This is a genomic window from Streptomyces solicavernae (genome assembly GCF_029968095.1).
GTDB lineage: Bacteria > Actinomycetota > Actinomycetes > Streptomycetales > Streptomycetaceae > Streptomyces > Streptomyces solicavernae.
The window spans coordinates 37,780-59,324 of the sequence record NZ_JASCIR010000002.1 but is presented as its reverse complement, the minus strand read 5'-3'; the positions used below and the strand labels follow the sequence as shown (position 1 = coordinate 59,324).

Below are 21,545 nucleotides of genomic sequence, written 5' to 3'. Positions count from 1 at the left end.
GCCTCCTTCAGAAAACGATACGTGGGGCGGGGGCGAAAAGGGCGTCCCGCGAGTGTGGGCGCTAGTGCCCGGAACCGGTGGCGAAATAGAAGATGAACACGGCCGACAGGATCCACATGAAGATGCTCGGATCGCGCCACTTGCCCTGCGCGAGCTTGATCGCGCAGTAGGCGATGACGCCGCAGCCGACACCGGCGGTGATGGTGTACGTGAACGGCATCAGGACGACGGTGAGGAACACCGGGGCCGCGACGGACCAGTCGGTCCAGTCCACGTGGCGGGCGTTCTGCAGCATCATCGCGCCGATCACGACGAGCGCGGCCGAGGCCACCTGGTTCGGCACGAGCTGGGTGAGCGGCGTGAAGAACAGGCAGGCGGCGAAGAACATGCCGGTGACGGTGGCGGAGAGGCCGGTACGGGCGCCCTCGCCGACGCCGGACGCCGACTCGATGAACACGGTCTGACCGGAGGCACCGGCCACACCGCCGACCGCGCCGCCGGCGCCGTCGATGAACAGGGCCTTGTTGAGGCCGGGCATCTTGCCGCGTTCGTCGGCGAGCTTGGCCTCCTGGCCGACGGCGATGATGGTGGCCATCGCGTCGAAGAAGCCGGCCAGCACGAGCGTGAAGACGATCATGCCGACGGTGGTGGCGCCGAGCTCGTCCCAGCCGCCGAACTCGATGGAGCCGAAGAGCCCGAAGTCCGGCATGGAGACGGGGCTGCCGTGCAGGACGGGCGCCTTGCCGCCCCACTCCTTCTCGGAGATCAGGCCGGTGGAGGTGGCCAGGACGGAGATCACGGTGCCCACGACGATGCCGAGGAGGATCGCTCCGGGCACCTTCCGGGACTGCAGCATGAAGATGAGGATCAGGGTGAAGGCGAACAGGGCGACCGGCCAGCCGCTCAGGTGCCCCTCCACGCCGAGGGTGACGGGCGCTCCCTTGCCCACGAAGCCGGCGTTCACGAAGCCGATCATCGCGATGAACAGGCCGATGCCCATGGTGATGCCGTGCTTCAGCGGCAACGGGATCGCGTTCATGATGATCTCTCGTACGCCGGTGGCGACCAGAAGCATGATCACGACGCCGTAGACCACACACATGCCCATGGCCTGCGGCCAGGTCATGTCGGGGGCGACCTGCGTGGACAGTACGCCCGAGACGCTGAGACCCGCGGCGAGCGCCAGCGGGACCTTGCCGATGAAACCCATCGCCAGGGTGGTCACCGCGGCTGCCAGAGCGGTGGCGGTGATCAGCGCGGGCTGGCTCATCTTGTTGCCGAGCGCGTCCTCACCGCCGAGCAGCAGCGGGTTGAGCAGGAGGATGTAGGCCATCGCCATGAAGGTGGTGATGCCGCCGCGCACCTCACGCGCGACCGTCGATCCTCGGCTGGATATGTGGAAGTACCGGTCGAGCCAAGACCTGCCGGCGGGGACACGCGAGCCGTTGCCCGCGTCCTCCGCGACCGTCTTGGGCTCCACTGACGACTGGGTCATGGGGCCTTCTCCCAAGGTTCACAGGGGCATCCGCGCGCGTCGGTGCGCGACGGAATTTGGGATGTTGCTTGGCTGCACGACCCGGGGGACGGCCCGAGACGAACGAGGAGGCCCGGGGGAACCGGGGGGAGCCGCCTCCCCCGGACCTCAGATCACTTGCGACTTGCGGCTTTGCTGCACAGGCGCATCGCCTCGCGGACGCTCGGCGGCGTCAGCTGTGACGTACTGCCTGCTTTCGTGACCAGCCCGGCTCACCGCGGCCTCGGAAGAGCCGCGGTGCCCGTGTGCCGGTCACGTGCCGGTGAGGTGCTCGGGGCGCACCGGCGTCTTGTTCAGCTCCAGACCCGTCGCGTTCCGGATCGCCGCGAGGACGGCCGGAGTCGAGGAGAGGGTCGGGGCCTCGCCCATGCCACGGAGTCCGTAGGGGGCGTGGGGGTCGGCCAGTTCGAGGTAGTCGACGGGGATGGTCGGCGTGTCGAGGATGGTCGGGATCAGGTAGTCCGTGAAGGACGGGTTGCGCACCTTCGCGGTCTTGGGGTCGACGATGATCTCCTCCATCACCGCGACGCCCAGGCCCTGAGTGGTGCCACCCTGGATCTGGCCGACGACGGAGAGCGGGTTGAGGGCCTTGCCGACGTCCTGGGCGGTGGCCAGTTCGATGACCTTGACCAGGCCGAGCTCGGTGTCCACCTCGACGACGGCGCGGTGCGCGGCGAACGAGTACTGGACGTGTCCGTTTCCCTGGCCGGTCCGCTTGTCGAAGGCGACGGTCGGGCGGTGCCGCCACTCGGCCTCGATCTCGACGGTCTCGCCTTCGAGGAGTTCGGCCAGGTCGGCGAGGGCCTCGCCGCCGTCGGTGACGACCTTGCCGCCCTCCAGGAGGAGTTCGGCGGTCGCCCACGCCGGGTGGTACGAGCCGTACTTGCGCCGGCCGATCTCCAGGACCTTCTCGCGGACCAGCTCGCAGGAGTTCTTCACGGCGCCGCCGGTGACGTACGTCTGGCGGGACGCGGAGGTCGAGCCGGCCGAGCCCACCTGGGTGTCGGCGGGGTGGATGGTGACCTGCTGGACGCCGAGTTCGGTGCGGGCGATCTGGGCGTGCACGGTGATGCCGCCCTGGCCGACCTCCGCCATCGCGGTGTGCACGGTGGCGACGGGCTCGCCGTTGATGACCTCCATGCGCACCTTGGCGGTGGAGTAGTCGTCGAAGCCCTCGGAGAAGCCGACGTTCTTGATGCCGACCGCGTAGCCGACACCGCGTACGACGCCTTCGCCGTGGGTGGTGTTGGAGAGTCCGCCGGGCAGTTCGCGTACGTCGGCGTCGCCGTCGGCGACCTCCCACTGGCGCTCGGGCGGCAGCGGGCGGGCCTTGACGCGGCGCAGGATCTCGGCGACCGGGGCGGGCGAGTCGACCGACTGGCCGGTCGGCAGGAGGGTGCCCTGCTCCATGGCGTTGAGCCGGCGGAACTCGACCCGGTCCATGCCCACCTTGTCGGCGAGCTTGTCCATCTGGGCCTCGTAGGCGAAGCACGCCTGGACGGCGCCGAAGCCGCGCATCGCGCCGCAGGGCGGGTTGTTGGTGTAGAGGGCGAGGGCCTCGATCTCGACGTCGTCGATCACGTACGGGCCGGCCGACAGGGACGAGGCGTTGCCGACGACCGCCGGGGAGGCCGAGGCGTAGGCGCCGCCGTCCAGGACGATGCGGCACTTCATGTGCGTGAGCTTGCCGTCCTTGGTGGCGCCGTGCTCGTACTGCAGCTTCGCCGGGTGGCGGTGGACGTGGCCGAAGAAGGACTCGAAGCGGTTGTAGACGATCTTCACCGGCTTGCCGGTGCGCAGCGCGAGCAGGCAGGCGTGGATCTGCATCGAGATGTCCTCGCGCCCGCCGAAGGCGCCGCCGACGCCGGAGAGCGTCATGCGCACCTTCTCCTCGGGCAGGCCGAGGACCGGGGCGATCTGCTCCAGGTCGGAGTGCAGCCACTGGGTGGCGACGTAGAGGTCGACGCCGCCGTCCTCGGCGGGCACGGCGAGGCCGGACTCCGGGCCGAGGAAGGCCTGGTCCTGCATGCCGAAGGTGTACTCGCCCTTGACGACGAAGTCGGCCTTCTTGGCGGCCTCTTCGGCGTTGCCGCGGATGATCGGCTGGTTGTGGACGATGTTCGGGTGCGAGACCCACTCGATGTACTCGTCGTCGCGGCCCTCGTGGACGAGGACGGCGTCTTCCGCCAGAGCCGACGCCTCGTCGGTGATGACGGGCAGCTCCTTGTACTCGATGTGGATCTTCGCGGCGGCGCGGCGCGCGGTCTCCGGGTGGTCGGCGGCGACCAGGGCGACGGGCTCGCCGTGGTGGCGGACCTTGCCGTGCGCGAGGACCGGGGTGTCCTGGATCTCAAGGCCGTAGTTCTTCATCTCGGCCGGGAGGTCGTCGTACGTCAGGACCGCGTGGACGCCGGCCATGGCGAGCGCTTCGGAGGTGTCGATGGAGACGATCTCGGCGTGCGCGACGGTGGAGCGCAGCGTCTGGCCCCAGAGCATGTCCTCGTGCCACATGTCCGAGGAGTACGCGAACTCGCCGGTGACCTTGAGGGTGCCGTCGGGCCGGAGGGTGGACTCGCCGATGCCGCCCTTGTTGTGCTTCTGGGTGACGTCGGTGGGCGCACCGGTCGTGGTGGTCTTGGTGCCAGCCATGGTCAGACCGCCTCTCCCTGGCGGGCGGCCGCGAGGCGGACCGCGTCCAGGATCTTCTCGTATCCGGTGCAGCGGCAGAGGTTGCCGGAGAGCGCCTCGCGGATGTCCGCGTCGGACGGCGAGTCGTTGCGCTCCAGGAGCTCGTCGGCCGCGACCAGGAGTCCGGGGGTGCAGAAGCCGCACTGGACGGCGCCCGCGTCGATGAACGCCTGCTGGACGGGGGAGAGTTCGCCGCCCTCGCCGGTCTGCGAGTCGGTTCCCTTGGCCCGCCACTGCTGGGCGTCCTGGAGGGTCGTACCGCTCTCGGAACCGCAGGCTCCGGTGGCGCAGCCGCCGTGCTCGGCGCGCTGCTTGGCGAAGTCGGCGAGGCCCTCGACCGTGACGACCTCGCGGCCCTCGGCCTGACCGGCGGCGACCAGGCAGGAACAGACCGGCACGCCGTCGAGACGGACCGTGCAGGAACCGCACTCGCCCTGCTCACAGGCGTTCTTCGAGCCCGGCAGGCCCATGCGCTCGCGCAACACGTACAGCAGGGACTCGCCCTCCCACACGTCGTCGGCTTCCTGCTGACGGCCGTTGACCGTGAAATTGACGCGCATCGTCACGCAACTCCTTCCGCGCCACGGCCCTTGCCGCTGCGGTACGACTCCCAGGTCCAGCCGAGCGTGCGGCGGGCCATGATGCCCACGGCGTGCTTGCGATAGCTCGCGGTGCCGCGGACGTCGTCGATCGGGTTGGCGGCGCCGGAGCAGAGCTCGGCGAACTGCTTCGCGACCGACGGGGTGATGATCTTTCCGTTGTCCCAGAAGCCGCCCTCTTCCAGCGCGGCGTTCAGGAACTCCTCGGCCGCCTTCGCCCGGATCGGGGTCGGGGCGGCGGAACCGATGCCGGTGCGGACCGTGCGGGTCTCGGGGTGCAGGGCGATGCCGAAGGCGCACACGGCGATGACCATGGCGTTCCGGGTGCCCACCTTGGAGTACTGCTGCGGTCCGTCGGCCTTCTTGATGTGCACCGACTTGATCAGCTCGTCGGCCTCCAGGGCGTTGCGCTTCACGCCCGTGAAGAACGCGTCGATCGGGATGAGCCGGCTGCCGCGGGCCTGCGACTCGACCTCGACCTCGCAGTCGGCGGCGAGCAGCGCGGGGTGCGCGTCACCGGCGGGCGAGGCGGTGCCGAGGTTGCCGCCGACGCCGCCGCGGTTGCGGATCTGCGGGGAGGCTACGGTGTGCGAGGCCAGCGCGAGGCCGGGCAGCTCGGCCCGCAGATTCTCCATGATCTTGGTGTACGGAACGGAGGCGCCGAGCTGGACGGTCTCCTCCCCCACGTGCCAGTCCTGGAGCTCGGTGACGCGGTTGAGGTCCAGGAGGTACTCGGGGCGACGGTGATCGAAGTTGATCTCGACCATCACGTCGGTGCCACCCGCAATCGGCACGGCTGTGGGGTGCTCGGCCTTGGCGGCGAGCGCCTCCTCCCAGCCGGCGGGGCGAAGGAAGTCCATGAGCGGCTCTCTTCTTCGTATCGGGTCGTGGTGCGAGTCTTCGTAACGGGTCGTTCTGTGCGGGCCTCGGGCCCATCGACCCTGGTGCTCGGCTGACTCGTTCATGTGCTGTTAACGCGGAATGGCGCTAGTACACCGCTCTACTGCGTCCCAGGGTCAGTCACCGAAACCATGAAGGAGTTGGCTGGTGGCCCGGCCCATCTTGTAGATTCGTATGAAAGCCGGGGGTCGGCAATCCCGACAGATTCCAGCTGACACCCTGCTCAAGATCAACGACAAGTTCGAGACAGGATCGGCGGCGAACGCATGCGGCTGCGCGCACTCCTTGAAACCGACGTGCTGGGGCTGCGGCTGCTCGGCGGCGAGGACGAACTGGACCGCACGGTCCGGGGCGTCATGACCACCGACCTCCGCGACCCCAGCCGCTACCTCTCCGGCGGCGAACTGGTGCTCACGGGCCTGGCCTGGCGCAACGACGCGGCCGACTCGGAGAAGTTCGTACGCATCCTGGCCCAGGCGGGCGTCGCGGCGGTGGCCGCGGGCGAGGCCGAACTGGGCGCGGTCCCGGAGGACTTGGTCGACGCCTGCGCCCGGCACCGGCTGCCGCTCTTCGCGGTCAACGAGCGGGTCGCCTTCGCCACGATCACCGAGCACGTGGTCCGCCAGGTCTCCGGCGAGCGCGCGGGCGACCTGGCCGCGGTCGTCGACCGGCACCGCCGCCTGATGACCTCGGGCCCGGCGGGCGGCGGCCCGGACGTGGTCCTGGACCTGCTCGGCACCGACCTGGACCTGCGGGCCTGGGTGCTCTCCCCCACCGGCCGGCCCATCGCGGGCTCCGCCGGCGCGGGCGCCGTGCTGCCGGCGCCGGTCTGCGCCGCGCTGGCCGCCGAACACCTCACGGCTTCCCGTACGGGCCGCAGGGGTCCGCACCGGGTGACGATCGGAGGGGGCGGTCCGAAGGGCGTCGGTGAGGGGCGGCGGCCGGGTGACGCGTCCGGCGGAGCGACGTACTCGCTCTTCCCGATCCGCAGCAGCGGCCGCGGTACGGGTTCGGGTACGGCGCCGGCGCCGGCGCGTGACGTACGCGAGACGGTGCTGTCCGACTGGTTCCTCGCCGTCGAGGCGGACGCGGGCGACTGGCCGGAGGAGCGCCTGGACCTCCTCCAGGGCGTCACCCAGCTGATCGCCGTCGAGCGCGACCGCCGCGACGCGGCCCGTACGGTGCGCCGCCGGCTCGCCCAGGAGGTCCTGGAGCTGGTCCAGACGGGCGCGGCCCCCGCGGAGATCGCCGCCCGGCTGCGGGTCGCGGCGCCCGTGCTGCTGCCCGGCCTGGGCGCGGCCCCGCACTGGCAGGTCGTGGTGGCCCGGGTCGAGTGGGACGGCGGGGACATCGAGGGCGGCCCGGTCGCCCAGTCGCTCCTGGAGGAGATCCTGGTCGACCCGCTGGCGTCCGGCCCGGAGCCCTCCGACCGGATCGCCGTCGCGCACACCGGGGACGAGGCGATCGCGCTCGTACCGCTCCCGGCGGTCGCCGCCGACCACGAAGGCGAGGAGCCCGGGCTGCTCGCGGACGCCCTCCTCGACACGGTCCGCGACCCGCTCTCCGGCGGCCTCGACGGCGACGGGCGGCTCACGCTCGGGGTCAGCGCGTCCGTGCACTCGGCGGAGGGGCTGCGGGGCGCACTGGAGGAGGCCCGGCACGCCCGCCGGGTCGCGGCGGCACGGCCCGGGCGGGTCTGCGCGGCCGGCCACCAGGAGCTGGCGTCCCACGTCCTGCTGCTTCCCTTCGTCCCGGACGACGTACGCCGGGCGTTCACGGCCCGCCTCCTGGACCCCCTGAGGGACTACGACCGCCGCCACCGCGCGGAGCTCGTCCCGACCCTGGAGGCGTTCCTCGACAGCGACGGCTCCTGGACGCGCTGCGCGAGCCGCCTGCATCTCCACGTCAACACGTTGCGTTACCGGGTCGGCCGCATCGAGCAGCTGACGGGCCGCGACCTGTCCCGCCTGGAGGACAAGCTGGACTTCTTCCTGGCGCTGCGGATGAGCTGAGGCTTGGGGGTGCGGCTGCCTTTTCCCCACCCCGCCCCTTCCCGGCTGAATCACGCAGGCAATTGACGGACCCCGCCAGGCTCACACCGCGAGCCGGGCCCCAACAGGGGCGCGGGGAGCCCCAACAGGGGCGCGGGGAACTGCGCGACCAGCCACGACGGCGCAGCACCCAAAACACAGCGGGGCCGGGGGGCGCAGCCCCAAAGCCGCTGCAAGCTTTCGGGAAGGGGCGGGGCGGGGAGAAAAAACAGGCCCGCAGGGCGTCCAGGACCGGGGCGAAGCCCCGGGAACTGGAGCCGCAGGAGCGAACGGGATCCGGGCCGAAGCCCTGATAATTCAAGCCGCAAGGGCAAACGGAGCCCGAGGCGAAGCCCCGGGAACTCAAGCCCGCGGGCAAACGGAGCCCGGGCCGAAGCCCCGGGAACTCAAGCCGCAGCCGCGAACGGAGCCCGAGGCAAAGCCCCGGGAACTCAACCCGCAAGGGCGAACAGAGTCCGAGGCGAAGCCCCGGGAACGCAAGCCGCAAGGGCGAAAGAGGTCTGGGGCGGAGCCCCAGGTTGGGGGGCAGGTCGAGGCTGGACGAGGGCTACTTTCCGCATGACGGAAGCAACCCGTTTGTGAATTCCTTCACCCACCCCCTTGGCGCCCCGCAGGATTCCATGCTGAGATGCACGCCACAGCTCAATGACGCGCTCCGGGGAGGGGAATGTGGCGGACACCGCCATGTCTGATTCTGGTCCCGTGTCCACACCCGCACCGAGCGGCAGCGACAGCCGCAGCGGCCCCACACCACACGGCCCCGCCCCGGGCGCCCGCGCCGAAGCGGTCCAGAACGCGGTGTGGCGGCTGCGCTCCCGGGGCTGCTGGACCGACGCCGCGGCCCTCCTGGAGCCCGACGACAGCCCACCCGCCGCACTCCAGCGCACCGCACTCCTCGTCGAGCGCTGCCTCTTCACCGAGCAGGGCTGGAGCGACGCCGAGGACGCCCTGCGCGCCGCCGAAGCCCTCGCAGGCACCGACGACGAACGCGGCGCCGCCGCCTGCGAGCGCGGCCAACTCGCGTACGCCGCAACGGTCCTGGGCGTCCGCGACCGCTCCGACGAGGCCCGCGCCGCCCTCGGCCGCGCCGCCGCCCTGATCGCCCCGGGCGCCGCCGCCCGCCCCCTGCTCGACTACCGGCGGGGCCTGATCGCCGAACACCTCGCCGACTCACCGCAGGCCGCCCGCGCCGCCTACCGCCGCGCGCACGCCGGCGCCACCGCGCACGGCGACCGCCTGCTGCTCTCGTCCACCTGGCGCCATCTGGCCGGACTCGCCCTGCGCGACGGCGAGTTGACCGAGGCCCGGCACGGTTTCGCGGAGTCGCTGCGGATCCGGGAGGAACTGGGCTTCCTGGTCGGCACGGCACCCGCGCTCAGCTCGCTCGCCGAGGCCGAGTCGGAGCCGGAGGCGGCCCGGCTGCGCGCCGAGGCCGCCCGGCTCTTCCGGCTCCTCGGCAACGTACCGACCTGGCTGGCGGCCCAACTCGCCCCGCCCGCGCCCGCGGCGTGAGACGGGACGACGCGGGAACAGGCGGGCCCGGCAGACTCGCCGCATGGACTACCTGGAACAACACTTCGGCCTCGCCGGGCGCACCGCCCTCGTCACGGGCGGCAGTTCCGGCATCGGCCGGGCGATCGCCGGCGCGCTGGCGGGCGCCGGAGCGCATGTCGTGCTGCTCGCCCGCCGCGAAGAGCCCCTGAAGGAGACGGCGGACCACCTCGACTCCCTCGGCGGCAGGGCGAGCTGGGTGGCCGCCGACCTCGCGGACCGCACCGCCCTGCGGGCCGCCGCCGACCGCGTGGCCGAGGCGTACGGGGAACCCGACATCCTCGTCACCTCGGCCGGAGTCAACCTGCGGCCGCCGCTCGGTGAACTGAGCGAGCGGGACTGGGACTTCACCATGGCGGTCAACGTGGACGCCCCGTTCCTGCTCGGGCAGCGCTTCGGGCCGAAGATGGCCGAGCGGGGCTGGGGCCGGATCGTGCACCTCGCCTCGCAGCAGTCGATCCGCGCCTTCGGCGACAGCGGCGCGTACGGCGTCTCCAAGGCGGCGATCTGCGGCCTGACCCGTTCCCAGGCGGAGGCCTGGGCCCCGTACGGGGTGTGCGTGAACGCCCTCGCGCCGGGGTTCATCCGCACGCCGCTGAGCGAGCCCGCGTTCTCGGTCCCGGGCCGGGCCTGGGAGATGGCCGCCCGCACCATGGCGGGGCGCAACGGGGAGCCCGAGGACTGCGCCGGGGCCGCGCTGTTCCTGGCGAGCGACGCGGCCCGCTATGTGCAGGGCCAGACGCTGTTCGTGGACGGCGGGTTCTCCGTCCACTGAGCCGGGGCGGACGGCAGGATCACTCCGCCTGCGTGAAGTGCTCCCGTACCAACGCGCCCACCACCGCGAGATCCTGGGCCACCAGGGCGTCGAGGAGCGCGGTGTGTTCCGCCGCGTCGGCCACGAGGTCGGCCCGGCGGCGGTGCACGGGGCCGGAGGCCGGGGGCCACTGCGAGCGGCGGTGCAGGTCGTCGGCGATCAGGAGGAGCTGCCGGTTCCCGGCGAGGGCGAGGATCGCGTGGTGGAAGGCGCGGTCCGCGTCGACGTACGCCGCGAGGTCGCCGCGCGCCGCCGCGGCCGAGGTCCGCTCGGCGAGCGGCCGCAACTCGGCCCAGCGCTCCGGGGGTTGCGTACGGGCGAGCCGCAGCATCACCGGCACCTCCAACAGGGCCCGGATCTCGGCGAGTTCGGCCAGCTCGCGCGGGCTGCGCTCGGCGACCCGGAAGCCCCGGTTGGGCACCACCTCGACGGCACCCTCGTGCGCGAGCCGCTGCATCGCCTCGCGCACCGGGGTCGCCGAGACCCCGAACCGCTCGCCGAGCGCCGGTGCCGAGTAGACCTCGCCGGGCACCAGTTCGCCGCTCACCAGGGCGGCCCGCAGCGCCTCCAGGATCTGGCCGCGCACCGAGTGCCGCCGCACCTGCCGCGGGGTCCCCGTACGGGTGTCTTCGCCGCGCGCCTGCTCCGGGACGCGTCCGTGCGGCACCGGGGGTCGGCCGGTGGGCCGCGGTCCGGCCTGCTCCACTCGGGTCCTCCTCGGTGCGGTCTCGGCGCGGGGTACGGGTCGGGGCGCCGGGTCGGGGCGCCAGACAGGGACCCTATGCGGGCGGGGCTCCAGTTCAAACCTCCGATCGGTCGGGTAAGGTAAGGCTTACCTGCAAACGATCGCTAGAAATCGGTGGTCCCGCATGCTCCTGCCCGCCCTGGCCCCCGGCGCCGCACGGCCGGCCGTACGTCCGGCCGCCTCGCCCGTCGCGGAGGCGTACGCCCGCCTCACGGAGGTCTTCCCCGGGCTGCGGTTCCAGGAGCTGAGGGCGGACGAGCAGGCCCCGCAGGACGGCGGCTGGGTCCCCGCCGCCCGGCTCGCGGACGGCGGGGCCGACCTTGACGCGTTCCTCGCGTGGGACAACGCGCAGATCCTGCGGGACTACGAGCAGCAGGCCCGCCCCGATGTGATCGCCAGCTTCGGGCTGCACCGGTACGCGTGGCCGGCCTGCCTGCTGATCACCGTGCCGTGGTTCCTGCTGCGCCGGGTGCCGCGGTTCCCCGTGGCGAACGTCACCTTCCAGCGCTCCCTCGGCCGCATGGCCGTACGCGTCACGGAGTTCGCCTGCCTGCCGGACGACCCGGCCGCGGACACGCCGGGCGCCCGGGTCGTGCCCGACGAGGAGGCGCTGCGCGGCGAGGTGCGGGCGGCCGTCGCCGAGCACCTGGGCCCGGTCCTGGAGGGCTTCCGCCCGCGGATGCGGCGCGGGCCGCGCGCCCTGTGGGGCATGGCGACGGACGAGATCGTCGAGGGCCTCTGGTACGTGGCCCACCTCCTCGGCGAGGAGCACCGCGCCATGGCGGACCTGGAGCAGCTGCTGCCCGGCACCACGAAGCCGTACGTGGGCGCGGCCGCGTTCCGCGAGCTGACCGGGCCGAACGGCGAGGCGCTGCCCACCCGGGACCGGGCGAGCTGCTGCCTCTTCTACACGCTGCGCCCCGAGGACACCTGCGTCACCTGCCCGCGCACCTGCGACGCGCAGCGCGTGCGGCGGCTGACCGCGGCGGCCGCCCGCTGAACCACCCCCCAGGGGTAGCGCCGTTCGAACCCGACTCGGCACTCTCGACGGCCAGTTCGAGGACGTGTCCCCCATCCGCGCCGTGCCGCGGCCTCATTTCCCCCTCTTGCGCCGAAAGCGCCTGGGCGACATTCCGGTTGAGCCAATATGGCGCCCGACTAGCCCGCCCGTCACCCACCCCCACCCTTCCAACGAAGCGCATTCGCGCGCCCCTTTGAATTTGCGACGCAAGGGACCCCCATGAGAATGACCGACATATCGCTGGACTGGCTGCTTCCCGGCGGCGTTCTGCTCCTGGGCCTGCTTGCGGCGGTGGCGGTGGTCGCACGCGGGAAGCGGGCCGGGGAGAAGGCCGCCGAGGACTCCTGGGAGCGCAGCGAGGAGCGCCGCAGGCGCAAGGAGGCCATCTACGGCACGGCCTCGTACGTACTCCTCTTCTGCTGTGCGGCGGTGGCCGCGGCCCTGTCGTTCCACGGCCTTGTGGGCTTCGGGCGGCAGAACCTCAACCTCTCCGGGGGCTGGGAGTACCTGGTGCCGTTCGGCCTGGACGGCGCCGCGATGTTCTGCTCGGTGCTCGCGGTGCGCGAGGCCAGCCACGGGGACGCGGCGCTCGGCTCGCGGCTCCTGGTGTGGACGTTCGCGGGGGCCGCGGCCTGGTTCAACTGGGTGCACGCGCCGCGGGGGCTGGGCCACGACGGCGCCCCGCAGTTCTTCGCCGGCATGTCGCTCAGCGCGGCGGTCCTCTTCGACCGCGCCCTGAAGCAGACCCGCCGTGCGGCCCTGCGCGAACAGGGCCTCGTACCGCGGCCGTTGCCGCAGATCCGGGTGGTGCGCTGGCTGCGCGCGCCGCGGGAGACCTTCGGCGCCTGGTCGCTGATGCTCCTCGAAGGCGTACGCAGCCTGGATGAGGCGGTCGAGGAAGTGCGCGACGAACGCAAGCAGAAGACGGAGACCCGGCAGCACCGGCGCGAGCAGGAGAAGCTGGAGCGGGCCCACCTGAAGGCGGTGAGCCGGGGCCAGCGCACCCTGACGGGCAAGATCGGCCGCCTCGACGCCCGCGAGCCGCAGCCGCAGGCCGCCGCGCTCACCGGACAGACCCCGCAGGCCGTACTGCCCGCGCAGGGCCAGCCGCAGGCGGTGGGCGCGGGCCCGACGGGCCAGGGTGCGCAGGGCGGCGACCCGTCGGGCGGCGCGGACCCCGCCATAGCGGCGGAACAGCTGCCCGTACGATCCAGACCCTCGCTGCAGTCCGTGAGCGGCGGTGAGGCGGCCGCGGAGCCGGTCGACCTCACCGCCGAGGACGACACGCAGACGCTGCCCCGGCTCGACTCCCTGGAGCAGAAGCTCAAGGACCTGGAGCAGCAGTTCGGTTGACCGGTCCGGACCGGGGCGGAGGGTTCAGGCGAGCCCTCCGCCCGGCTCGAACCCGCCCGGCTGGAATCCGCCCGGCTGGAATCCGTCCGGCTGGAATCCGTCCGGCTCGAATCCGTCCAGCTCGAACCAGACCGCCTTTCCGCCGTCCTGGGTGCGCACGCCCCAGGCGTCGGCCAGTGACTGGACGAGGAGCAGGCCCCTGCCGCCCGTACCGTCGTCGGCGTGCGGTACCCGCGGGGTCGGCCTGCGGCCGACGAAGTCCCTGACCTCGACCCGGAGCCGGTGCTCGCGGAGCGTGGCCGTCAGGACCGCGTCGTCGTCGGTGTGGACCAGTGCGTTGGTGACGATCTCGCTGGTGAGCAGCTCGGCCACGTCCGTGCGTTCCGGTTTTCCCCAGTGCAGCAGCAACTCCCTGATCGCGCGCCGGACTTCGGACACCGTCCGCAGGTCGGCGCGCCCGAGTCTGCGGTGCAGCCGCTCCGGATCCCCCACCGCCGCATCGCCCGAGATGGTGCTTTCCTGTGCGTGGCTTGTCATGACCCCCGCCCGTAGGCTGTCGGCTCTTCCCTTCACGGACATCTCACGTCGAACACGTACACGGTGATGCATGCCCCTGCCGGGAAAGCGGCACGCCTGCCGATTCCGCACGGTCTCGGGACACCCCTCCGGCCCTGACGGTGTGGCACGCGCCGGGCGAGCCGGTGCCGGTGGCGGAGGCGCTACGGGCGCGACGGGACCCTAAGGCCGCGGCACATTGCGGAGGTTGGAGCGGGCCATCTGGACCATCCGCCCCACACCCCCGTCAAGGACGATCTTGCTGGCCGACAGCGCGAACCCGGTCACCATCTCCGCGCTGATCTTCGGCGGAATGGACAACGCGTTCGGGTCGGTCACCACGTCCACCAGCGCGGGCCCCTTGTGCTTGAAGGCGTCCTTCAGCGCGCCCGCGAGCTGCTTCGGCTTCTCCACCCGCACCCCGTACGCCCCGCAGGCCCGCGCCACGGCCGCGAAGTCCGGGTTGTGGTTGCCGGTGCCGTACGAGGGCAGCCCGGCCACCAGCATCTCCAACTCGACCATTCCCAGGGAGGAGTTGTCGAAGAGGACGACCTTCACGGGCAGGTCGTACTGGACCAGGGTCAGGAAGTCGCCCATCAGCATCGAGAAGCCGCCGTCGCCGGACATCGACACGACCTGCCGCCCGCGGTCCACGAACTGTGCGCCGATGGCCTGCGGCAGCGCGTTCGCCATCGAGCCGTGCGAGAACGAGCCGATGACGCGCCGCCGGCCGTTGGGCGAGAGATAGCGGGCCGCCCACACGTTGCACATCCCGGTGTCGACGGTGAACACGGCGTCGTCGTCGGCGAGTTCGTCCAGTACGGAGGCCACGTACTCGGGATGGATCGGCACATGCTTCTCGACCTTGCGGGTGTACGCCTTGACGACGCCTTCCAGGGCCTCGGCGTGCTTCTTCAGCATCTTGTCGAGGAACCGCCGGTCGCTCTTGGGCCGGACCCGAGGCGTCAGACAGCGCAGCGTCTCGCGTACGTCGCCCCACACCGCGAGGTCCAGCTTCGAGCGCCGGCCGAGGTGCTCGGGCCGGACGTCGACCTGGACGATCTTCACGTCGTCGGGCAGGAACGCGTTGTACGGGAAGTCCGTGCCGAGCAGGATCAGCAGGTCGCACTCGTGGGTGGCCTCGTAGGCGGCGCCGTAGCCGAGCAGTCCGCTCATGCCGACGTCGTACGGATTCTCGTACTGGATGAATTCTTTCCCGCGCAGCGCGTGTCCCACCGGGGACTTGACGGTCTCGGCGAACTCCATGACCTCCTTGTGCGCGCCGGCGGTGCCGCTGCCGCAGAAGAGGGTGATGCGGTCGGCCGCGTCGATCAGGTCGACCAGCTGGTCGATCTCCGGGTCGCCGGGGCGGACGCTGGGCCGCGCCGTGACCAGGGCGTGCTCGGGGGCCTTCTCCGGGGCGGGCTCGGACGCCACGTCGCCGGGGAGCGCGACGACGCTGACGCCGCCCTGGCCGACGGCGTGCTGGATCGCGGTCTGCAGCAGCCGGGGCATCTGCTTCGGGGTGGAGATCAGCTCGCTGTAGTGGCTGCACTCGCGGAACAGCTGGTCGGGGTGGGTCTCCTGGAAGTAGTTGAGACCGATCTCGCTCGACGGGATGTGCGAGGCGAGGGCGAGGACCGGGGCCATGGAGCGGTGCGCGTCGTACAGGCCGTTGATGAGGTGCAGGTTGCCGGGCCCGCAGGAGCCCGCGCAGGCGGCGAGTCTGCCGGTGATCTGTGCTTCCGCTCCGGCGGCGAAGGCGGCGGTCTCCTCGTGCCGCACCTGCACCCAGTCGATGTCGCCGGTGCGGCGGATCGCGTCCACGACGGGGTTGAGGCTGTCGCCGACGACTCCGTACAGGCGGCGTACCCCCGCGCGCACGAGGATGCCGACGAACTGTTCGGCGACGTTCTGCTTGGCCATGGGGGTGCACCTTTCCTGCGGGGCGCTGGGCAGGGTCTCGTGCCCCATCCACTCACGGGGTGCTTACGGTCGCCTGTCGAAAATCTCCCCGGAGAGGCGGAAACGTCAGCCCCTCCGGCGAACGCTCACGCCTCCCACAGCCCGCAGGCCGTCCGGTCGTCCGCATACCCCTTCACCCGCACCCGCACATCCGCCAGAAACTCCGTGAGCCCGGGCGGCTCGGGCGCCGACCACTGCCCCAGGAGATGCCCGGCGAGGGCGGGCTCACCGCGCAAAGGTTCCGCCAGGCCCCCGCTGCACAGCAGCAGCCGGTCGCCGGGGCGGGCCGCCGAGGCGCGGAAGCGGAACGGCTCGCCGGACTCCTCGGGCAGCGCGCCGAAGCCCCTCACCGGCTCCCCGACCGCCTCACTGACCTGCGGCTCGATGTCCTGCCAGGCCCCGTCCCTGAGCCGGAAGAGCCCACCTGAGCCGATGCCGAAGAACACCCGCGTACGGCACTGCGGATCGGCCGGTACGAGCAGGCAGCGCAGTGTCGTCGCGCTGTACTCCTCGGGTTGCAGGCCCTGTTCGGCGGCGGCCGCGCGGAGCTTGCCGAGGGTGCGGGCGGTGAGCCGGTGCAGGCCGGACTTGAGGTCGCCGCGGCGGCCCGCGCGGATGTCGTCGGCGAGCCGGGCGTGGCTGCGGCCCACGGCGCCGCCGATCCAGTGGCAGGCGTCGGCGGCGGCGAGGTGCGCGGCGGAGGCGGTGCGGGCGCCGGTGGCGAGGGCGACCAGGACGAGCCCGTCGCGCACCTCGCCGCCGCCGAAGCGTGCGGTGAGCAGGGCGTCGCGGCGCGGTTCGCCGCGGTAGCGGGCGGAGTCGCCGCGCACGGACGCGGCGCGCAGCGTGCACGACCCGTACCGGGCGCCGTCGAGCACGGTGTCGGCGACGAGCCCGGCGAGGGCGTCGGGGTCGGCCGGCGGCAGCGCGGTGGGCTCCGCCTCGTACGTCGGCGGCCCGTCCCCGACGTACCCGGCACGGGGCCGCGCGGCGGCGCCGGGCGCGAGGACGGCGGCCCGCGGGGTGGGCGGCCCGGGTTCGGGGGCAGGCCCGGGTTCGGGGGCGGGCCCGGGTTCGGGGGCGGGCCCGGGTTCGGGGGCAGGCCCGGGTTCGGGGGCAGGCCCGGGTTCCGGCGGGGTGCGCGCGGGGCCGAACGTGGTCGGCGCCCCCGGGTCCGCCGGGTCCGCCGGGTCCGCCGGTGGCTCCCAGGGGGCGCGCAGCGGGGCGTAGGGCGCGGCGTCGGCGGCGGGCGGGCGGGGTGCGAGGGCGGCGGGGGCGGTGGGGGCGGCGGGTTCGGCACCCGTCGGCATTCCTGGGGGGTGCTCCGTACCGCCGCCGCCGAGGGTGTCCGTGGCGGAGGCGAAGCGGTCGTCCAGGGTGTCCGGGGCAGGGACGGGTCCGGTGTCCTCGGTGGCCGCGTCATACAACCGCCCCCACCAGTCGGCCCGCTGGTCTGGCTGGCCGACCTGGTCTGCCTGGCCGTCCTGGCCTCTCCGGCCGTCTGCCTGGCCGCCCTGGCCTCCCTGGCCGTCCCGGTCTCTCCGGCCGTCCCGGTCTGCCTGGCCGTCCCGGTCTCCCCGGCCGTCCCGGTCTCTCCGGCCCCCCTGGCCGTCCTCCGCTCCCTGGCCGGAGTTGTGTGTGTGCCTGTGCCTGTCCCCCTGCTGGCTCATGCCCTTATTGTCCACAGGACGGCCGCCCCGAAACGGCCCTTCCTGAAATACCGCCCACGCCTCGAACTCCCTTGCCGCATGGGGCACATGCGTACGAGAGAGGCCCGCCGGGCGGCCCCACCCCCCACGGGAAGGACGCCCGGCGGGCCGGTCGTGGTGGCCGCGCCCCCGCGGGGCTCCGGGCGTGCGCGCGCCCGGGTCGCGGCGGGCGGGCCACACACGCCGCCGGCACCTGCCGAACACCCCCTGGCCTGCGGCTCCGTGGAACCGCCCGGCTCCGGCAACCGGTGGCGACACCTTGGCAGAGAGGTGGGGGATACGGGGATGATGTTGGGCGGCGGGTTTGCGCCGTGGCTGTTTTCCGCCACGGGCCGGGGTTCGCGCCTGTCGTACGCCCGGGCGCAGGACGGGAGTTCGCGCCTGTCGTACGACGGGTGGGCGTACGGGAGTTGTTCGCACGGCAGTGGGGAGGGGCAGCGGCCCATGTTGGGTGCCATAGGTCTGGACGAGATGCAGGAGTCGGCGTACCGGGCGCTGGTGTCGCTCGGCGTCGCCGACGTGGCCGACCTCGCCGCCAGGATCGGGCTCGGTGCGGGCGACACGGAGCGGGCCGTGCGGCGGCTCGAACAGCAGGGGCTCGCGGCGCAGTCGTCGGCGCGGCCGGGGCGTTGGGTGGCGGCCCCGCCCGGGGTGGCGCTCGGCGCGCTCCTCACCCAGCAGCGGCACGAGCTGGAGCAGGCGGAGCTGGCGGCGGCGGTCCTCGCGGAGGAGTACCGCGCGCAGGACACCGGGCCCAGCGCGTACGACCTGGTCGAGGTGGTGACCGGCGCCGCCGTGGCCCGCCGCTTCCTGCAGCTGCAGCTGGGCGCGAGCCACGAGGTGTGCGCCCTGGTGACCGGGCGCCCGGCGGTCGTCACGGGCACCGACAACGATGCCGAGGAGCAGGCGACGGAGCGCGGGGTGCGGTACCGGGTGGTGGTGGAGCGGGACGTGCTGTCGCTGCCGAACGGCCTGCGCGAGATGTCGGCGGCGCTCGGGCGGGACGAGCAGGTTCGGATCGTCGACCGCGTCCCCACCAAGCTGGTGGTGGCCGACGGCCGGCTGGCGATGGTGCCGCTGACGTCCCGTACGTCGGAACCGGCCGCGCTCGTCGTGCACGCGAGCGGCCTCCTGGAGTCGCTGTCGGGCCTGTTCGAGGCGGTGTGGGGGCAGGCCCTGCCGTTGCGCCTCGGCGAGGGCGGCACGGTGACGGAGACGACCCCGGCGGGCCCGGACGGCACGGACCTGGAGATCCTCTCCCTCCTCCTGGCCGGGCTCACGGACGCGAGCGTCGCCAAGCAGCTCGACCTCGGCCTGCGCACCGTCCAGCGGCGCGTGAAGGGCCTGATGGAGCTGGCGGGCGTGACGACGCGGCTGCAGTTGGGGTGGCATGCGTACGACCGGGGGTGGGTGGCGCGGTAGCGGGGCCGCTGACCTGCGCGGGGCCCGCCCGTCCGGCACTCTGGGCAGATGAGCGTGTGGGAGCTGCTGCTGGTCGGGGCGGTGCTGCTGCTCGGCCTCGTCGGCCTGCTCGTCCCGGGTGTGCCCGGCACGCTCCTGGTCTGGGGCGCGGTGGTGTGGTGGGCGCTGCAGGACCAGTCGGGCGTGGCCTGGGGGGTGCTCGTCGGGGCGACGGTGCTGCTGCTCCTGCAGCACGCGGTCCGCTGGCGGCTGCCGCCGCGCCGCATCCGGGGCGTGGGCGTCACCCGCCGCATGGTGGTGGGCGCGGGCCTCGGCGCGTTCGTGGGGTTCGTCGTGGTACCGGTGATCGGTTCGGTGCCGGGTTTCATCGGCGGCGCCTACCTGTCGGAGCGCCGCCGCCTCGGCAGCCACGGCGCGGCCTGGTCCTCGACGCGTGCGGCGATGCGCGCGGTGGGCACGAGCGTCCTGGTGGAGCTGTTCGCCTGCCTGCTGATCGTCGGGGCGTGGCTGGGGGTGCTGATCTGGGGCTGAGAACTTGGGAACTTGGGACTTGGGAACTTGGGACTTGGGACTTGGGACTTGGGACTTGGGAACTTGGGAACTTGAACCTTAAACGTTACTGAATCTGCACCCCCTCAAGCCCCAGCAGCATCCGCTTGCGCTCCAAGCCCCCCGCGTACCCCGTCAGGGAACCGTCCGCGCCGATGACGCGGTGGCAGGGGCGGACGATCAGGAGGGGGTTGGCGCCGATGGCGCCGCCGACCGCCCGGACCGCGGCGCGGGAGGCGCCGATGGCCGCCGCGAGGGCGCCGTAGCTCGTCGTCGCGCCGTACGGGACCGCGTCCAGGGCGGCCCACACGCGCTCCCTGAACTCGGTGCCCTCGGCGCGCAGAGCGAGGTCGAACTCCTTCAGCTCCCCGGCGAAGTACGCCCGCAGCTGCTCCGTCGCCCCGGTGAACGCGGCGGGCTCGCGGCGCCAGTCCGGCTGCACCGTGCGCCCGCCCTTCTGGCCGGGCACGGAGAGCGAGCCGAGCGCGCCCGATCCGTCACCGGCAAGCAGCAGCTCGCCGAGGGGGCTTTCGAGGGTGGTGTAGTACGTGGTCACGGCTGCTCCAGCCAGGTCGAGTCGGTCAACTTGCCGTCGGTCCACAGGTGTTGGAGGGCGTACGAGCGCCAGGGGCGCCACGCCTCGGGGGCCGGGAGGCCGGGCACGGCCACGTCCGGATCGCCGAGGGCCCGCATGCGGAGGTGCGCCGCCGTGGCCGCGTCCACGCCGGGCACCGCGCACAGCGCCCGCTCGGCGTCGTCGCGGTCGGCGCCGGTGTCGAGGCGTACGGAACCGTCCTCGAACGCGGCCGCGAGCGGCAGGTGTTCCGCGAGCGCCTTCGGCTCGGGGAAGACATGGGTGAGCGCGCCACAGGGCACATCGAGGAGCCGGCCGAGCTCCGCGACCAGCCGCGCGGCCCCGGCGCGCCCGACGACCGCGCGGACGGCGCACTCCTCCGCGTCCGCGGCGCCCGGCGAGCGGAGCCCTGGCCGGGCGGCGACGAGCGCGGCCAGGCCGGGCACGGCGCCGAGGCGCTCGTCGACCGCCCGCGGGTCGGCGTCCAGGTCGAACAGGCGGCGCAGGCGCTGCACGGCCGTGGTCAGGTCGCGCAGGTCGGTGAGGTGCAGCCGCGCGTCGAGCCAGGGTCCGGCCGCGGCCTCGTCGACGGCCACGATGCCGGAGCCGTGCGGGAGCCGCAGCGTACGCCGGTAGGTGCGGGCACCCGGCGCGCCCGTCAACTCCTCGACGCCGGCGACCACTTCGGCCGCGAGCCGGTCGAAGATCGCGGGCCGGTGGTACGGCTCGCGGTACGCGAGGCGCAGCGGGACACCGGCGAGCGGGGCGGCGGCGAGCGGGGCGGCGGGACCGTCGGCCGGGGGTGCGGACGGCGGCTTCGGCAGCCTCGTACCCGCTTCGGCGCGGAGCGAGGTGGGGGTCCGGGCGTAGATCTGCCGGACCGTGTCGTTGAACTGCCGCACGCTCGCGAAGCCCGCCGCGAACGCGATGTCGGTGACGGGCAGCCGCGTCGTCTGAAGCAGCAGCCGCGCGGTGTGCGCGCGCTGCGCGCGGGCGAGCGCGACCGGCCCCGCGCCCACCTCCGCGGTGAGCTGCCGCTGCACCTGCCGCGCGCTGTAGCCGAGCCGCAGCGCGAGCCCCGGGACGCCTTCGCGGTCCACGACCCCGTCGCCGATCATGCGCATGGCGCGGCCCACGACGTCGGCCCGTACGTTCCACTCGGCGGAGCCGGGGACCGCGTCGGGACGGCAGCGGCGGCAGGCGCGGTAGCCGTGCCCCTGGGCGGCGGCGGCCGTCGGGTAGTAGCGGACGTTCCTGCGCTTCGGGGTGACGGCGGGGCAGCTGGGCCGGCAGTAGATGCCGGTGGTCTCGACGGCGAAGAAGAACTCCCCGTCGAAGCGGGCATCGCGGCTGCGCACCGCCTCGTATCCGGTCTCTTCATCGATCACGGGTCCAGTGTGCGCCCCGGCGGTGACGGCGGCTGGCGGAATTCGGACACGGCGCTCGCGGCTCCCGCCGTGACGAACGTCGTACTGATCCGACTTTGCTTTTGCCTTAAAGAGCGGGCAAAGTTAC

Annotated in this window: 16 protein-coding genes and 1 pseudogene; 7 read left to right on the top strand and 10 right to left on the bottom strand. The window is 73.0% G+C overall.

From position 1 onward, the window contains the following. Positions 1–61: 61 nt before the first annotated feature. From QIS99_RS02740 to QIS99_RS02725, 4 genes are all read right to left on the bottom strand, one after another. Positions 62–1,495, bottom strand: a complete 1,434-nt coding sequence (locus QIS99_RS02740; protein ID WP_282510013.1) for an NCS2 family permease — start codon at positions 1,493–1,495, stop codon at positions 62–64. 291 nt (positions 1,496–1,786) lie between these two features. After that, the gene (locus QIS99_RS02735) at positions 1,787–4,183 is read right to left on the bottom strand and encodes a xanthine dehydrogenase family protein molybdopterin-binding subunit (RefSeq protein ID WP_282510011.1); all 2,397 of its coding nucleotides are present in this window, start codon (positions 4,181–4,183) and stop codon (positions 1,787–1,789) included. 2 nt (positions 4,184–4,185) lie between these two features. Beyond that, a complete protein-coding gene (locus QIS99_RS02730) occupies positions 4,186–4,782 on the bottom strand; it encodes a (2Fe-2S)-binding protein (RefSeq protein WP_282510009.1) in 597 nt (198 codons plus the stop codon). 2 nt (positions 4,783–4,784) lie between these two features. After that, complete coding sequence (locus tag QIS99_RS02725; protein WP_282510008.1) at positions 4,785–5,681, bottom strand: FAD binding domain-containing protein; 897 nt, start codon at positions 5,679–5,681, stop codon at positions 4,785–4,787. A 306-nt stretch (positions 5,682–5,987) separates the two neighbouring features. On the opposite strand from QIS99_RS02725, the gene QIS99_RS02720 reads away from it, so the two are divergent. From QIS99_RS02720 to QIS99_RS02710, 3 genes are all read left to right on the top strand, one after another. After that, positions 5,988–7,733: a PucR family transcriptional regulator gene (locus tag QIS99_RS02720; protein ID WP_282510007.1), complete on the top strand. Its 1,746-nt coding sequence runs from the start codon at positions 5,988–5,990 to the stop codon at positions 7,731–7,733. Between the two features lie 723 nt (positions 7,734–8,456). Continuing rightward, complete coding sequence (locus QIS99_RS02715; RefSeq protein ID WP_408909467.1) at positions 8,457–9,284, top strand: hypothetical protein; 828 nt, start codon at positions 8,457–8,459, stop codon at positions 9,282–9,284. A gap of 43 nt (positions 9,285–9,327) precedes the next feature. Continuing rightward, entirely contained in the window at positions 9,328–10,098 is a 771-nt protein-coding gene (locus QIS99_RS02710; RefSeq protein WP_282510001.1) for an SDR family NAD(P)-dependent oxidoreductase, read from the top strand. Between the two features lie 19 nt (positions 10,099–10,117). On the opposite strand, the gene QIS99_RS02705 is transcribed toward QIS99_RS02710, so the two are convergent. Beyond that, positions 10,118–10,843: a GntR family transcriptional regulator gene (locus QIS99_RS02705; RefSeq protein ID WP_282509999.1), complete on the bottom strand. Its 726-nt coding sequence runs from the start codon at positions 10,841–10,843 to the stop codon at positions 10,118–10,120. Between the two features lie 163 nt (positions 10,844–11,006). Here QIS99_RS02705 and QIS99_RS02700 point away from each other — a divergent pair, with 163 nt between their 5' ends. Together QIS99_RS02700 and QIS99_RS02695 are read left to right on the top strand one after the other, a co-directional pair. Further along, a complete protein-coding gene (locus QIS99_RS02700) occupies positions 11,007–11,882 on the top strand; it encodes a (2Fe-2S)-binding protein (RefSeq protein ID WP_282509997.1) in 876 nt (291 codons plus the stop codon). Between the two features lie 240 nt (positions 11,883–12,122). Further along, complete coding sequence (locus QIS99_RS02695) at positions 12,123–13,256, top strand: DUF2637 domain-containing protein (RefSeq protein ID WP_282509995.1); 1,134 nt, start codon at positions 12,123–12,125, stop codon at positions 13,254–13,256. Positions 13,257–13,370: 114 nt separating this feature from the next. On the opposite strand, the pseudogene QIS99_RS02690 reads toward QIS99_RS02695, so the two are convergent. The 3 genes and pseudogenes from QIS99_RS02690 to QIS99_RS02680 all read right to left on the bottom strand — a co-directional run. Then, positions 13,371–13,793, bottom strand: a pseudogene (locus QIS99_RS02690) (ATP-binding protein); the annotation flags it as partial. Between the two features lie 201 nt (positions 13,794–13,994). Beyond that, complete coding sequence (locus QIS99_RS02685; RefSeq protein ID WP_282509991.1) at positions 13,995–15,737, bottom strand: pyruvate dehydrogenase; 1,743 nt, start codon at positions 15,735–15,737, stop codon at positions 13,995–13,997. Between the two features lie 125 nt (positions 15,738–15,862). Continuing rightward, positions 15,863–17,446 carry a protein phosphatase 2C domain-containing protein gene (locus QIS99_RS02680; protein WP_282509990.1) on the bottom strand — a complete coding sequence of 528 codons (1,584 nt, stop codon included), beginning with the start codon at positions 17,444–17,446 and terminating at the stop codon, positions 15,863–15,865. Positions 17,447–17,929: 483 nt separating this feature from the next. Between QIS99_RS02680 and QIS99_RS02675 the strand changes: the two genes are divergently transcribed. After that, complete coding sequence (locus QIS99_RS02675) at positions 17,930–18,907, top strand: helix-turn-helix domain-containing protein (RefSeq protein ID WP_282509988.1); 978 nt, start codon at positions 17,930–17,932, stop codon at positions 18,905–18,907. 48 nt (positions 18,908–18,955) lie between these two features. Continuing rightward, positions 18,956–19,438: a DUF456 domain-containing protein gene (locus QIS99_RS02670; protein ID WP_282509986.1), complete on the top strand. Its 483-nt coding sequence runs from the start codon at positions 18,956–18,958 to the stop codon at positions 19,436–19,438. Between the two features lie 85 nt (positions 19,439–19,523). Here QIS99_RS02670 and QIS99_RS02665 read toward each other — a convergent pair whose 3' ends face one another. Next, positions 19,524–20,012, bottom strand: a complete 489-nt coding sequence (locus tag QIS99_RS02665) for a methylated-DNA--[protein]-cysteine S-methyltransferase (protein ID WP_282509984.1) — start codon at positions 20,010–20,012, stop codon at positions 19,524–19,526. Then, positions 20,009–21,415, bottom strand: coding sequence for a bifunctional transcriptional activator/DNA repair enzyme AdaA (locus tag QIS99_RS02660; RefSeq protein ID WP_282510711.1), 1,407 nt, complete (start codon positions 21,413–21,415; stop codon positions 20,009–20,011). The genes QIS99_RS02665 and QIS99_RS02660 overlap by 4 nt, the downstream gene beginning before the upstream one ends. Positions 21,416–21,545 lie beyond the last annotated feature (130 nt).

Bases quoted from the DNA above. Each gene is read 5' to 3' on its own strand.
- QIS99_RS02740 (WP_282510013.1), bottom strand. From the start codon at position 1,495: ATGACCCAGTCGTCAGTGGAGCCCAAGACGGTCGCGGAGGACGCGGGC.
- QIS99_RS02735 (WP_282510011.1), bottom strand. From the start codon at position 4,183: ATGGCTGGCACCAAGACCACCACGACCGGTGCGCCCACCGACGTCACC.
- QIS99_RS02730 (WP_282510009.1), bottom strand. From the start codon at position 4,782: ATGCGCGTCAATTTCACGGTCAACGGCCGTCAGCAGGAAGCCGACGAC.
- QIS99_RS02725 (WP_282510008.1), bottom strand. From the start codon at position 5,681: ATGGACTTCCTTCGCCCCGCCGGCTGGGAGGAGGCGCTCGCCGCCAAG.
- QIS99_RS02720 (WP_282510007.1), top strand. From the start codon at position 5,988: ATGCGGCTGCGCGCACTCCTTGAAACCGACGTGCTGGGGCTGCGGCTG.
- QIS99_RS02715 (WP_408909467.1), top strand. From the start codon at position 8,457: ATGTCTGATTCTGGTCCCGTGTCCACACCCGCACCGAGCGGCAGCGAC.
- QIS99_RS02710 (WP_282510001.1), top strand. From the start codon at position 9,328: ATGGACTACCTGGAACAACACTTCGGCCTCGCCGGGCGCACCGCCCTC.
- QIS99_RS02700 (WP_282509997.1), top strand. From the start codon at position 11,007: ATGCTCCTGCCCGCCCTGGCCCCCGGCGCCGCACGGCCGGCCGTACGT.
- QIS99_RS02695 (WP_282509995.1), top strand. From the start codon at position 12,123: ATGAGAATGACCGACATATCGCTGGACTGGCTGCTTCCCGGCGGCGTT.
- QIS99_RS02685 (WP_282509991.1), bottom strand. From the start codon at position 15,737: ATGGCCAAGCAGAACGTCGCCGAACAGTTCGTCGGCATCCTCGTGCGC.
- QIS99_RS02680 (WP_282509990.1), bottom strand. From the start codon at position 17,446: ATGAGCCAGCAGGGGGACAGGCACAGGCACACACACAACTCCGGCCAG.
- QIS99_RS02675 (WP_282509988.1), top strand. From the start codon at position 17,930: ATGTTGGGTGCCATAGGTCTGGACGAGATGCAGGAGTCGGCGTACCGG.
- QIS99_RS02670 (WP_282509986.1), top strand. From the start codon at position 18,956: ATGAGCGTGTGGGAGCTGCTGCTGGTCGGGGCGGTGCTGCTGCTCGGC.